General features: G+C 43.4%; 12 protein-coding genes. 11 read left to right on the top strand and 1 reads right to left on the bottom strand.

Annotated elements, in window-relative coordinates:
- The first annotated feature begins 31 nt into the window (after positions 1–31).
- The 7 genes from ABZP31_RS02005 to rdgB all read left to right on the top strand — a co-directional run bounded on the left by ABZP31_RS02005 (position 32) and on the right by rdgB (position 8,306).
- Positions 32–2,317: a TonB-dependent receptor gene (locus tag ABZP31_RS02005; protein ID WP_367156879.1), complete on the top strand. Its 2,286-nt coding sequence runs from the start codon at positions 32–34 to the stop codon at positions 2,315–2,317.
- A gap of 102 nt (positions 2,318–2,419) precedes the next feature.
- Positions 2,420–3,103 carry a Fe2+-dependent dioxygenase gene (locus ABZP31_RS02000; RefSeq protein ID WP_005023351.1) on the top strand — a complete coding sequence of 228 codons (684 nt, stop codon included), beginning with the start codon at positions 2,420–2,422 and terminating at the stop codon, positions 3,101–3,103.
- Between the two features lie 337 nt (positions 3,104–3,440).
- Positions 3,441–5,138, top strand: coding sequence for a 2-isopropylmalate synthase (gene leuA / locus ABZP31_RS01995; protein ID WP_005016564.1), 1,698 nt, complete (start codon positions 3,441–3,443; stop codon positions 5,136–5,138).
- Between the two features lie 84 nt (positions 5,139–5,222).
- The gene (locus ABZP31_RS01990; RefSeq protein WP_034428673.1) at positions 5,223–6,383 is read left to right on the top strand and encodes a homoserine O-acetyltransferase; all 1,161 of its coding nucleotides are present in this window, start codon (positions 5,223–5,225) and stop codon (positions 6,381–6,383) included.
- Positions 6,383–6,976, top strand: a complete 594-nt coding sequence (gene metW / locus ABZP31_RS01985) for a methionine biosynthesis protein MetW (protein ID WP_005016574.1) — start codon at positions 6,383–6,385, stop codon at positions 6,974–6,976. The genes ABZP31_RS01990 and metW overlap by 1 nt, the downstream gene beginning before the upstream one ends.
- Positions 6,973–7,563 (top strand): tetratricopeptide repeat protein, encoded by a 591-nt coding sequence (locus tag ABZP31_RS01980; protein ID WP_005016576.1) that lies wholly within the window; start codon positions 6,973–6,975, stop codon positions 7,561–7,563. Before metW ends, ABZP31_RS01980 begins: the two co-directional genes overlap by 4 nt.
- Positions 7,564–7,673: 110 nt before the next feature.
- Positions 7,674–8,306 (top strand): RdgB/HAM1 family non-canonical purine NTP pyrophosphatase, encoded by a 633-nt coding sequence (gene rdgB / locus ABZP31_RS01975; protein WP_005023345.1) that lies wholly within the window; start codon positions 7,674–7,676, stop codon positions 8,304–8,306.
- Between the two features lie 58 nt (positions 8,307–8,364).
- On the opposite strand, the gene ABZP31_RS01970 is transcribed toward rdgB, so the two are convergent.
- On the bottom strand, positions 8,365–9,240 hold the full coding sequence (locus ABZP31_RS01970) for an AEC family transporter (protein WP_367156878.1): 876 nt from the start codon (positions 9,238–9,240) through the stop codon (positions 8,365–8,367).
- Positions 9,241–9,392: 152 nt separating this feature from the next.
- On the opposite strand from ABZP31_RS01970, the gene tatA reads away from it, so the two are divergent.
- The 4 genes from tatA (at position 9,393) to ABZP31_RS01950 (ending at position 13,357) form a co-directional block, all read left to right on the top strand.
- Positions 9,393–9,617: a twin-arginine translocase TatA/TatE family subunit gene (gene tatA / locus ABZP31_RS01965; RefSeq protein ID WP_005016581.1), complete on the top strand. Its 225-nt coding sequence runs from the start codon at positions 9,393–9,395 to the stop codon at positions 9,615–9,617.
- A 10-nt stretch (positions 9,618–9,627) separates the two neighbouring features.
- Complete coding sequence (gene tatB, locus ABZP31_RS01960) at positions 9,628–10,089, top strand: Sec-independent protein translocase protein TatB (protein WP_005023338.1); 462 nt, start codon at positions 9,628–9,630, stop codon at positions 10,087–10,089.
- Positions 10,086–10,868: a twin-arginine translocase subunit TatC gene (gene tatC / locus ABZP31_RS01955; protein WP_248133905.1), complete on the top strand. Its 783-nt coding sequence runs from the start codon at positions 10,086–10,088 to the stop codon at positions 10,866–10,868. Before tatB ends, tatC begins: the two co-directional genes overlap by 4 nt.
- 158 nt (positions 10,869–11,026) lie before the next feature.
- Positions 11,027–13,357 (top strand): PhoX family phosphatase, encoded by a 2,331-nt coding sequence (locus ABZP31_RS01950; protein ID WP_367156877.1) that lies wholly within the window; start codon positions 11,027–11,029, stop codon positions 13,355–13,357.
- Positions 13,358–13,395 lie beyond the last annotated feature (38 nt).

Here is a 13,395-nt window from a genome sequence, read left to right as displayed (position 1 = left end):
ACAATTTCACACTATACATTTTGAGTAAGAAATGGCTTTCATCAAAACACGTAAGAAAATCGTATCTTCTGCGATTGTCTCATCACTTTCAGTGATGGCGGGGCATGCTGTTGCACAAGATCAAGTTGCTCAACTTGAAACTATTCACTCCCAAGCCACCACAGAACAACAAAGCTTAAAGGTAGACCAGTCTGCAAATAGCAAATTTGTTGCTCCTTTACTAGATACCCCTAAATCAGTTTCTATTATTTCGAATCAGCTGATTGAAGATACTAAAGTAACGACTTTAAGTGATGCCTTACGCACTGTGCCTGGAATTACCCTAGGAGCAGGTGAAGGTGGAAATCCAAATGGAGACCGACCATTTATTCGGGGTTATAACTCTGAAAGTTCAATGTATGTTGATGGCGTTCGTAACGCTACCTCTCAAAACCGTGAAATGTTTGCTGTAGAACAGGTTGAAGTCACTAAAGGTTCTGCTTCTGCTATGGGCGGAGCAGGTACAGTGGGTGGCAGTATCAACTTGATTTCTAAAGTAGCTAAAAAAGGCGACTTTCTAGAAGGCTCTGTTGAAAATGGTACAGATAATTATCAGCGTATAACGCTAGATGGTAATAAAGACTTCGGTAATGGGATAGCAGCCCGCGTTGCCATTATGGGGCACCACAATGAAAAAGCCGACCAGTCTGATGGGGCTGAATATAAACGTGCCGGTATTGCACCAAGTATTACATTTGGTTTAGATACTTCTACTCGTGCGACCCTGAGCTACTACTACCTAAAAACAGACGATACTCCTGATTCAGGCGTACCATACAACAACCCTACTGGATATTCGCAATATTCAGGAAAGCCAATTGATGTCAAACAAGGAATTTATTACGGCTGGAAAGACCGTGATTTCCAAAAACAGGAAAATCAGGTTGGTACAATCAAGTTAGAACATGATCTGGCTGATAATCTAACCATTTCAAATACCGCAGTTTATAGCAAGTCTAAGAATGATTATCTGTGGACCAACCCGGATGATTCTCAAGGAAACATTTATAAAAATGGGAATGTATGGGCACGTGTAAACTCACGTATTGCTAATACTGATACATTTACTGACCAGTTAGCATTAACTGGAAAATTTAATACTGGCACTCTTAAGCATAGCTTTAACTTAGGTGCTGAGTATTCGGATCAAGAAACAGATCGTACTCAATATATTATTAATGGCTTGTCTGCTACAGGTGCAGAATACAACAAATGTACCCCTGCCGATATTGCTTCGGGCTGGTGTACTTCTGTTCAAAATCCTAATCGGGGACCATGGACAGGAAGTATCAGTACTGAAGGTGCAGACCAATATAATACACAAACTAAGTCTACTTCTATTTATTTCCTAGACAGCATTGAATTCAATCCACAATGGATTTTAGATTTAGGCTTACGTTGGGACAAGTTTGATACAGAACAAACCATGACATATGGCGCACGTAACAGTGCTGTTCTAGGTTCATCCACCACTCCTCCAACAAAACAAGTTGGCGAGCAAGTTAAAACTGAAAGTGATACTGATTTCTTCACTTATCAAGCAGGTATAACTTTCAAACCAGTTGAAAATGGTTCAATTTATGCCAGCTATGCAACATCTGCAAACCCTGTAGGTGTAGATGCTGGTGACGGTTCTGAAGGTATTGGCGCAGCGTATAGCAATTTAGATCCTGAAGAAAGCCAGACTTTCGAAATTGGGACCAAATGGGATCTTTTAGAAAATCGCTTAAATTTAACTGCTGCAATTTTCCGTACTGAAAAGCAGAATGCGCGTATTCAGTTGAGTCCTACTACTTATAGTAATATTGGCGAAAGCAAAGTTGACGGTATTGAGCTGGGCTTGAACGGTAAAATTACCGATAAATGGGATATCAGCGCCGGCTATACCTATCTAGATAGTGAAGCAACTAAGAATGGCGTAAGCTGTCGTGGCACAACCTGTACTGACCAAGCGGTATTTAACGGTAACCGGATGCCGAATGTTCCTAAAAACAGCGCTACACTTTGGACAAACTATCAGGCTCTTCCACAACTTCAACTTGGTGCTGGTGCAACTGCAATGGACAAAGTCTATGGTGACTTAGCTAATACCAAGTATGTACCGGGCTATGTCCGTTACGATGCCATGGCACGCTATAATGTAAACAAAAATGTTGATCTACAGCTGAACCTTAACAATCTCTCAGATAAACGCTATTTCACTAAAGCCTATGCTTCTCACTATGCTACAGAAGCAGAAGGCCGCAATGCTGTACTGTCTTTAAACTTTAAGTATTAATCTCGTGCCGAAAACCATAATCTTTTTATGGTTTTTAGCTTAAAATAGCCTCTATATAGGGGCTATTTTTATATCCATATTTTATTAAGACAGGTGAAAGCCGTGATCCATCATATTCCTCATGTATTAACTCAAACCCAGGTCCAGCATTTTCGGGAAGAAATGGCTAAAATTGAGTGGGTCAATGGTAAAGTCACCGCAGGGACGCTGTCAGCCACAGTCAAACAAAATCAGCAGCTTCCAGAAGACCATCCTCTTACTCATCATTTAAGTACAATTATTTTAGAATCTTTAGGGCAGCACCCATTATTTTTATCGGCCGCCATTCCTCTTGATATCATTCCTCCGTTATTCAATCGCTATGAAAATAATGAGGCTTTCGGTTTTCATGTCGACAACTCTATCCGCCGTATCCGTGGGACCAATGAGCGGTTACGGACCGATCTCTCCTGCACTGTATTTTTAAGTGAGCCGGAAGAGTATGTAGGAGGTGAACTGGTGGTAGAAGATACTTATGGTTATCACGAAGTCAAGCTGCCAGCTGGAGACATGATTCTCTACCCTTCAACCAGTCTGCATGAAGTCACACCAGTCACCCAAGGCTGCCGGATTGCTTCATTTTTCTGGGTACAAAGTATGGTACGTGATGATGCAGAACGTCATATGCTGTTTAATCTGGACCAGACTATACAAAACCTGCGCATGCAGCTGGGTGACCAGCATCAGGAAGTTATCAAGCTCACAAATCTGTATCACAACCTGATGCGCAAATGGGCAGAGCTTTAAGACAGTTAAAGAAAAAATAAACTGTTATTTTAATAGGCTTTTTCTATTAATTATAGTTGTCTGATTATTTTACAGATAACGATTGACAGCTTATTTTTTATCACGTAATTTTAAGGGCATGAATATATACCCGAATATTCTCGCCCTCCTCCCTACAGGCTCCCTCCTGAGCTTGCCCCTGATGCTGAGCCTCGCGCGCGCATAATATATACCTGCCTGTATAAGGCTAAAAGATACCCTGAAATTTTAAATAGTTTGACAAAATATAGTTAATATAAAAGTAGTACGTTGCGCTTAAATTCGATCCGAGCCACCTTGCTACATAAGGAGTTCCCTCATGATGTTGGCTGACCCAAGTAAAAAATACCGTCGTATGTATCAGCGTGTCGATTTACCAGACCGCCAGTGGCCAAATAAAGAAATCAATCAAGCGCCTATCTGGATGAGTACTGACCTGCGTGATGGTAATCAGGCCATTTTTGAACCGATGGATCTTGAACAGAAATTCAAGATGTTCCAGATGCTGGTAAAGATCGGTTTTAAACATATTGAGATTGGTTTTCCATCTGCTTCACAGATTGATTTTGACTTTACCCGTAAGCTGATTGAAGAAAATCATATCCCTGATGATGTCTATATCGAGGTTCTGGTTCAGGCACGTGACCACTTGATTCAACGCACTTTTGAAGCACTGGAAGGTGCGAAACGCGCGATTGTGCATATCTATAATGCCAACTCACCGACATTCCGTAACAAGGTATTAAATGTAGATATCAATGGTGCCAAGCAGTTAGCGATTAATGCAGCACAAAAAGTGAAAGAATATGCAGCGCAGTATCCTGAAACTGATTTTATTTTTCAGTATAGCCCTGAATGTTTCTCTGCAACCGAGCTTGAGGTTGCCAAAGACGTTTGTGATGCTGTAACTGAAATCTGGGAAGCCTCTCCGGAAAATAAGGTTATTTTAAACTTGCCAGCTACTGTAGAAGTTTCTACGCCAAATGTTTATGCAGACCAGATTGAATGGATGCACCGCAATATTGAACGTCGTGATGGCGTAATTATTTCAGTTCATTGCCACAATGACCGGGGCTGCGGTATTGCTGCCTCAGAACTGGCCATTATGGCAGGTGCAGACCGTGTGGAAGGCTGCGTATTTGGTAATGGCGAACGGACTGGTAATGTTGATGTCGCAGCAATTGCCCTGAATATGTACACTCAAGGTGTGGCACCAAACCTGGATTTTTCCAATATTAATGAAATAATTGCTACAGTTGAAGAATGTACCGGTTTGCCTGTACACCCGCGCCATCCATACGCAGGTGATCTGGTCTTTACTGCATTTTCTGGCTCGCACCAAGATGCCATCAAGAAAGGTTTTGAATTCCAGAAAAATGAAGAAATCTGGGATATGCCTTATTTGCCAATTGATCCCAAAGATCTGGACCGTGATTATGATGCAGTAATTCGCGTCAACTCACAGTCAGGTAAGGGTGGTATCGCCTATTTGCTTGAATCTAACTATAACGTTGTATTGCCACGTCGCTTGCAGATTGAATTCTCACAAGTAGTACAAGAGCACACAGATGCGACCGCAACCGAGATTACTGCCCAGGAAATCTGGTCACTGTTCAAGCAGACCTATGTCGAAGCTAAAAATACTCACTACATTGCACAGAACTATAAGCTTTCCGACCATAATGGTAATCAGGTCATTGAACTTGAAGTGACCATGAATGGCCAGAAGCAACAGATCCGTGGAGAAGGCAATGGGCCAATTTCGGCTATTCTGGATGCCTTGCAACTGCCGATTGATGTATTGAACTATGAAGAACGCAGTATTGGTTCAGGTGCTAATGCAAAAGCACTGGCACTGGTCGAACTGCAAGTCAAAGGTTCGGGTAAAAATGCTTTTGGTGCCGGCGTACACGACAATATCGTAACCTCTTCAATTGAGGCCATCCTTGCCTGTACTAACCGCCTGATTGATCAGGGCGTATTACACCCTGAACAGGTCATTGCTGCCGCGATTTAATATACAATTCCCTTTTGAAAGGATACCCTGAGCTTGGTATCCTTTTTATTATTCATTTTTAAAGATTTAAGGCGAACCATTCCCGTGTCTTTTCCAAGCGACTCAGTGGGCCTGGTCACCCCGCAAAAGTTTCAATTTGAAGAACCACTCGAACTAGAATGTGGGCGTATTCTGCCCCGTTTTGACTTGATGGTTGAAACTTATGGTACCTTGAACCAAGACAAGTCCAATGCGATTCTGCTTTGCCATGCATTGTCTGGTCATCATCATGCCGCAGGTTATCATCATGAAGATGATAAAAAACCGGGCTGGTGGGATGCCTGTATTGGGCCTGGCAAGGCCATTGATACCAACAAGTTTTTTGTAGTGGCCCTAAATAATATTGGTGGCTGCCATGGCTCAACCGGTCCAACCTCCCCTAACCCTGATAATGATAACCTGCCCTATGGTCCGGATTTTCCACTGGTCACTGTACGTGACTGGGTAAAAACCCAGGCACTCCTGTCAGACCGGTTAGGAATTGATGTGTGGTACGCGATTGTGGGTGGTTCACTCGGCGGCATGCAGGCACTACAGTGGTCAGTAGATTATCCGGACCGCTTGAAGAATTGTGTGGTGATTGCCAGTGCACCTAAACTATCTGCACAGAATATTGCTTTTAATGAGGTCGCACGCCAGTCTATTCTCTCTGATCCGGATTTCCATCATGGGCGCTATCTGGAACACGACAGTTATCCAAAACGCGGTCTGATTTTAGCGCGTATGGTCGGCCATATTACCTACCTTTCGCAAGAAGCCATGATGCAAAAATTCGGCCGTGACTTGAAGTCCGGAAAATTCATGTATGGTTTTGATGTCGAGTTTCAGGTTGAAAGCTATCTGCGTTATCAGGGTGAACAGTTTAGCCGTAATTTTGATGCCAATACTTATCTGATCATGACCAAAGCTCTGGATTACTTTGATCCCGCCCGTGAATATGAAGAGTCCCTAACCCGGGCCATGAGCCAGACCAAATGCCGTTTTCTGGTCATTTCCTTTACTACAGACTGGCGTTTTACTCCAAAGCGTTCACAAGAAATTGTAGAAGCTCTGATTACGAATCATAAACCGGTCAGTTATCTGGATATTGACGCTGAACAGGGCCATGACTCGTTCTTGTTCCCGATTCCGCTTTATGTAAAAACCTTGCGTGCTTTTCTTGGTGGCGAAGAACACCTGAAGTCCACCCCGAAGGAGACGGTATAATGCGTATTGATCAGCAGCTGGCAGAACGTTGGATCAAACCAGGCTCTAAAGTCCTTGATCTTGGCTGTGGGGATGGAGAATTACTCGCCCATATGAGCCGCCGGCATCAAATTCAGGCCTATGGACTAGAAATTGATCAAGAAAAGATTGCAATTGCCATCAGTCGCGGGTTAAATATTATCCAGCAGGATTTGAACCTGGGTTTGAGCCGTTTTGATGATCAGTCTTTTGACTATGTAGTCATGGCACAGGCTTTACAGGCGGTGGATGCACCAGATGTGTTACTTCGTGACATGGTGCGTGTAGGGAAACAGGCTATTATTACTTTCCCGAACTTCGCCCACTGGAAAACCCGTTCTTTTCTGGCTCTTAAAGGGAAAATGCCTGTTTCGGATGCTCTACCCTATATGTGGTATAACACCCCAAACATTCATTTATGTACGTTCCGCGATTTTGAAGCTTTATGCGCGGAAAATGATATCCAAATTATTAACCGACTCGCCGTGAATGGGAATCAGCAAGGTAGTTTACTGAGTAAACATGTTCCGAATCTGTTTGGTGAAGTCGCTATTTATCGAGTGAGCGCTCTATGAAAAAAACGACCTTAATTGGCACATTGGTATTTGGACTTTTAACTATCCAGGCGCATGCTGACTATATTCCACAACAACAATCTACAGCAGCCCAGGCAGCGCGTTATTCAACTATGGGGATCAATGATCTGGTTAAAGCTGCAAAAGCAGGCCAGCCAGGTGCCCAGTTCTATTTAGCCACCCATTACCAGTACGGTAAAGATATTCAAAAGGATGAAAAGCAGGCATTTGCCTGGTTTAAAGCTGCCGCTGACCAAGGTTTGTCTGCTGCCCAACTGAATGTGGGCCGGATGTATGCAGACGGGATCGGCGTAAAAAAAGATGAGATTCTGGCTCGCCGTTATTTTGAAAAAGCCGCCAGCAGCGGTGACAACCGTGCCAGCTTTAACCTGGCAATGATGGAAGAGCAGAAAAAGAACTATGTAGGTGCTTATCAGTGGTATGAACTGTCTACCCGCGACGGTATGCTCGACACTAAAGTTATTAATCTGTCTGAGGGCAAGAAAACTGCACTGGCAGCTAACCTTACCCAGGAACAGATTCGTATGGCACGTGACCGTGCAGACAAATGGATTCAGGCCCAATAATTTGAAGCTTGTATTTAAGGCGCCTTCGGGCGCTTTTTTATGGTCTCAATAAAGCATTCGATTTGAGGTAAAATATTTAAACTGTTTCTTAAAGTGACGAGCACAATAAAATGTCTGCAAATACATGGTTATCTCAGGAAAGTCTGGTTCTGGCCAGTAACAACAAAGGGAAAATTGCCGAGTTTGAAAAACTGTTTGAACAGCTGGCACTTCCAGTTGAGGTCATTCCTCAAGGTCAGCTAAATATTGCTGATGCAATTGAAGACGGGTTGAGCTTTGTTGAAAATGCCATTATTAAGGCCCGTCATGCTGCACGTATTTCTGGCAAACCGGCGATTGCCGATGATTCGGGGATTTGTGTCCCGATTTTAAATGGAGCACCCGGTATCTACTCGGCTCGCTATGCTGGAGAACATGGGAATGATGCAGCCAATAATGCTCGCTTACTGGAAGAATTAAAATCTCTGCGAAGACCCGGAGAACCGGTTGAAGCCATGTTTGTCTGTGTTTTGGCCTTAGTACAACATGCTGAAGATCCGCTACCGCAAATTTTTGAGGGCGTGTGGCAAGGAGAGATTCTGGAAAAACCACGTGGTGAACATGGCTTTGGTTATGATCCCCTGTTCTGGTTACCAGAACTTGGCCTGTCCAGTGCCGAGCTGCCAAAAGAAGAGAAAAATAAAATCAGTCATCGCGGGCAGGCCATGCAGCTATTTCAACGAAGTTTGCAGAATCATCAATAAGCCACAGTTTAAATTCGTTTTAAAGGGTGAAAAGTTCCTTTTCTTTAAGAAAGGAACTTTAAACGATGTGTAGTAGCAGACCATAAATCAGAATAATTGCGCAGCTCACCATAGTACCTGAAGCAATATACTTGGCAGAGATTCCAGTACCCTGATAATGAGTTTCTAGCGCCACAATATTTGCCGCCGGCGGCAAACAGAACAGTAGAAACATGACTCCTATATACTGCCCGATATGTGGAATAGAAATAAAAAAATAAGTCAGACTACATAAAACCAGTCCACAGCACAGTTTAAGTACAGCCAGTTTTAAACTATAAGTTATATCGTCTAGCTGAACTTTCGTCCGGCGCAGCCACATGCCTAGCACGCACATCCCCGCAAAGCTCATACCGATTTTGGCCAGACCGTAAAGCATATCAATCCATTTATGCTCAGGCATATACTGAAAACCGAATAAGCGGCACAATATAGCAATAGTCAGGGCAATTACTGGTGGTGATTGAAGCACTTTTTGCAAAATACTCTTCCAGGACTGCTGCTCCGAACTGACCGCAGTCACTGCCCAGATGTTGCCAAAAATTGAACCGCCAATATATAAAGCTACCATTGGTGCACTGATTTCAGGCCCAAATAAAGCAATCGCAAAAGGAAAACCGAGCCAAGCCATATTTACATAGCTAAAACATAAAGACTGGAGCTTGTCTTGAGAAATGAGCCAGAAAAAATAAAATAGAATTACCGCGACAATAAAACTAAATATCATCAGGCTAAGGCTGCCTGCCTGATAAAACACCATATTATAAATAATGACAACGGGTATAAATACTCGTGCCAGTAGGGTTGCAAGCGCAGTTTTTAATGCAGAGGCATATGCAGTTGTCGCCAGTCCCAGACCACATAAAAATGCAAAGAGGGGTAAAAGCAATGCCACGTGGTTTTCCTTTGGTGTTGTGGCGCTATGGTAGCACTAACATCACTTAAATGCTCTAAATGGCAGGCTGTCTTTAAACTGCAATATATAAGTCACAAGGCTGTCATACAGACCTGTTGAGATATCTTCTAGTTAAAACAGGAGAATTTTCTATGGCTGGACTATCTATTTGGCATGTGGTCATTTTTGCAATTGTTGTTATCTTACTGTTCGGCACGTCAAAACTTAAAAATTTAGGTAAAGATGTCGGTGGTGCAGTTAAAGACTTTAAAAAATCTATCCGCGAAGATGAGCAGCAAACTGTAGCTCTTCAGGAACCGCGCACTATTGAACACCAGAATGTTAGTGCTGACACAAATTCAACTGTAAAACACTAGGGTATTTTTCATGCTCAATATTGGTATGACTGAGCTGCTGGCTTTTGGCATCATTGCTTTATTGGTGCTTGGGCCGGAAAAGTTACCAGAGGCAGCACGCTTTGCTGGCAGGTGGTATGGCAAGATCAAACGTATGGTCAGTAATGTACAGGCTGATCTGGACCGTGAATTACGCCTTTCAGAACTCCGTGAGCAGATGCAGCAGGAAATGGCCCGTATTCAAGAGCTGGAACAGAAAATGCAAGCCCAGATGCATGAACTACAACAACACAAAAACTTTGCAGATAACGCTCTACAAGAACATGCAAATACTCATAATAAAAATTTATCCACGCAGTACTTTTTTATTGAGCAAGCCCCGTCTCTGGTCCTGACTCGTCAACCAGAACGGCCGGCCTGCTTTTGCCAAATTACTGAACAGCCAGAAAGCCCTGTACAGTCTTCTTATCCTGAACTCAAGGTGGCTGTATGAGTCAACTTTCTCCTTCACAGCTCCCAGGCCCAATATTAAATGAGCAGTCGCAAGCCCAACTTGAAGAGATGCCCATTACCCGGCACTTAATGATTTTACGCCGCCATCTTTTTAAAATTGTTGCTATTCTGATTGCTCTATTTTTTTGTCTGCTGCCTTTTGCAAACCGGACTTATCAGCTACTTTCAGAACCACTAAGGGCCCAGTTACCCAGCTCGTCAACCATGATTGCAACCGATGTAACCGCGACGTTCATGGCGCCCTTCAAGCTGAATTTCTTTATCGCCCTCATGATTGCGATGCCCTTTATCATTTATCAGCTCTGGACATTTGTAAAACCGGCACTATATGAAAAAGAAAAATCCTTAGCCCTGCCCTTATTGGTAGGAAGTATCAGCTTGTTTTATGCCGGCATTGCATTTGCCTATTTTGTTGCCCTGCCTTCAATTCTGCATTTCTTCATGAGTGTGTCGCCTGAAACAGTGGCACCGATGACAGACATTAATAGTTACCTAGCTTTCTGTTTGAAACTGTTTCTGGTATTTGGACTGACTTTTGAAATTCCGATTATTACTTTGCTTCTGATTTTGATTGGGGTTGTATCTACACAACAACTGGTCGAGAAAAGACGTTTTATCATTGTCGGGTGTTTTTTTATCGCCATGTTTGTTACTCCACCAGATGCAATTTCCATGGTTATGCTGGCTATTCCAATGTGGCTACTTTTCGAAGCTGGGCTTTTCTTTGGAAAACTCATTGAAAGGCGTAGAGAAGTCTAAGATCTTCAACTTCATTTCAGCAGACTCCGGTCTGCTTTTTTCATCATACTGTCTTATTTTCTTCACCTGAATGTCACTTAACCGTCAAGGTCCCGTCATATTTATCACCTAATTTAGTTACAACTTAACAACACCTTACTTGTATTTAGGAAAAAAACATGACGCAGCTGACGCCATATCATGAAGATCAAGAACTTGATAATAATACTTCATCTAATATCCATTTCCGTGACATTTTAGAGCAACGCATGACGCGCCGCAGTCTAATTACCAAGACAGCAAGTGGAGCAGTTGCCTTGGCGCTGGCTTCTACACTGACTGGCTGTAATGATGATGACGACAATAGTAGTAGCGGAACAGCACCAGTTACTCCGAATGACCCTAACCAGAAGCCTAGCAAACTTTCATTTACTCCAGTGGCTAAAAATCTGGATGACATTGTGACTGTACCTGAAGGCTATCAAGCTACTGTAATCTATGCGTTGGGAGACCCAATTAATCCAATGCTTGGGGACTGGAATGATAATGATATTCCACCTGGTCCAAGCTTCCAGTTCCGTTCTGGTGACTGCCATGATGGTATGCATTTCTTTGGTTTAAACAGCGCTACAGACCGCTTTGATGATACGGTCTCAGCACAAGGTTTGCTGGTAATGAACCATGAATACATCAACCAGACCTTCCTTCATCCTAAAGGTCCAACCAAGGTTGAAGGACGCCGTCCTGAGGATGAAGTTATTCGTGAAACCAATGCGCACGGCGTATCTGTAGTCCATATTAAAAAGGACCCGGCAACTCAAAAAGTAGAAATTGTTAAAAACTCTGTTTTTAACCGCCGTATTACTGCCTCAACAGAAATGGATTTTGCCGGTGCTGCTGCAGGTTCCAGTCTGCTTGCTACACGTTTTTCACCTGCCGGACGTCAAACACGTGGTACACATAACAACTGTGGCAATGGCTATACACCTTGGGGTACTTATTTAACTACCGAAGAAAACTTTATTGGCTATTTCCAGCGTTCAGGACATGACGAGTACCAACGTACAAATGCCGAGAAAATCGCATTAAAACGTTATGGTCTGGGACTAAAAAAAGACGAACCTTATCTTTATGAGCTGGATGAGCAGGGCGCTCCTAAAAAGGGTGAAGATGGCAAAATTGTTTATAGAAAAGATTCAAATGGTAATTTAATACCAAATATTGATGATCAGGGTCGACCAGTCTATTTGGGCGCAAGCTCACGCTATGCTTGGGAAACTGTCATTGGACAGGTTGAGTCACAGGATCTATATGACCGCTGGAATGCTGATGTAAAAGCGGATCAGCCTACTCAGGACTATCGTAACGGACCCAATACTTTTGGCTGGATGGTCGAGATTGACCCGTTTGATGGCGGTCAGAGACCGGTTAAACGTACTTCTTTAGGCCGTTTTGCACATGAAGACAGTGCCTGCCGTGCAGTAGCGGGCCAACCTTTGGCATTTTATATGGGTGACGACTCTAAAGGCGAATACATCTATAAATTTGTCTCGAGTGCAGTATGGGACCCGAAAGATGTAAACCGCGGCTATACTGCTGGCGATAAATACATGAACTCAGGAAAACTGTATGTTGCCAAGTTTAACAGTGATGGTTCAGGCCAGTGGATTGAACTAAGCTATGGTAAAAATGGTCTGAATGAAAGTAGCAGTACTTATCCCTTCACCTCTCAAGCCGATGTGGTGACATTTGCCCGTTTAGCGGGGGATGCTGTCGGCGCAACAAAAATGGACCGTCCGGAATGGGCGACCGTTAATCCGGTAAATGGTGAAATCTACGTTACCCTGACCAACAACTCGAATCGGGGAACCAGTTACCCGACAGATGCAGCTAACCCGCGTAATTATGATGACCTTAAAGACAAAAAAACTCAAAGTGGCAACGTAAATGGTCATATTATCCGTTTTAAAGAAACCGATGATAAAACTACAGCTGAAACCTTCAAGTGGGATATTTATCTGTTTGGTGCCGAAGCCTCTATGGCATCAAATATTAACCTGTCTGGTCTGACTGATAACAATGACCTGTCTTCACCAGACGGAATGTGGTTTGACCCGCGTGGTGTGCTCTGGATTCAAACAGATGATGGAGCTTATACCGATGTCACAAACTGTATGATGCTTGCTGCTTTGCCAGGTCAGATTGGTGATGGTACTACCGCAACTACTTCAAGCGGACAGCAGACATTAATGGGTGCAAAAGTAACAGACTCAACCCTGCGCCGTTTCCTGGTAGGGCCAAAACAGTGTGAAATTACCGGGATTGCCATGACCCCTGATTACAAAGCTATTTTCATTAATGTGCAGCATCCGGGCGAAGACTCTGCCAGCTATGTAACTCCTGCAAGTCACTGGCCGGCAACCCAAACTGACCGGAATAACACTACAGCCCGCCCACGTTCGGCAACTGTCGTAATTACCCGTAAAGACGGCGGCGCAATTGCGGGTTAATCCTCTTTTTATGAATATGCCGGCCTATTGACCGGCAT

This window comes from Acinetobacter sp. FL (genome assembly GCF_040744925.1).
In the GTDB taxonomy this organism is placed as follows: domain Bacteria; phylum Pseudomonadota; class Gammaproteobacteria; order Pseudomonadales; family Moraxellaceae; genus Acinetobacter; species Acinetobacter radioresistens.
This window is presented reverse-complemented; position numbering and strand designations above follow the sequence as displayed.

Coding starts and splice junctions, on each gene's coding strand:
- ABZP31_RS02005 (WP_367156879.1), top strand. CDS start 32: ATGGCTTTCATCAAAACACGTAAGAAAATCGTATCTTCTGCGATTGTC.
- leuA (WP_005016564.1), top strand. CDS start 3,441: ATGATGTTGGCTGACCCAAGTAAAAAATACCGTCGTATGTATCAGCGT.
- metW (WP_005016574.1), top strand. CDS start 6,383: ATGCGTATTGATCAGCAGCTGGCAGAACGTTGGATCAAACCAGGCTCT.
- ABZP31_RS01980 (WP_005016576.1), top strand. CDS start 6,973: ATGAAAAAAACGACCTTAATTGGCACATTGGTATTTGGACTTTTAACT.
- rdgB (WP_005023345.1), top strand. CDS start 7,674: ATGTCTGCAAATACATGGTTATCTCAGGAAAGTCTGGTTCTGGCCAGT.
- tatA (WP_005016581.1), top strand. CDS start 9,393: ATGGCTGGACTATCTATTTGGCATGTGGTCATTTTTGCAATTGTTGTT.
- tatB (WP_005023338.1), top strand. CDS start 9,628: ATGCTCAATATTGGTATGACTGAGCTGCTGGCTTTTGGCATCATTGCT.
- tatC (WP_248133905.1), top strand. CDS start 10,086: ATGAGTCAACTTTCTCCTTCACAGCTCCCAGGCCCAATATTAAATGAG.
- ABZP31_RS01950 (WP_367156877.1), top strand. CDS start 11,027: ATGACGCAGCTGACGCCATATCATGAAGATCAAGAACTTGATAATAAT.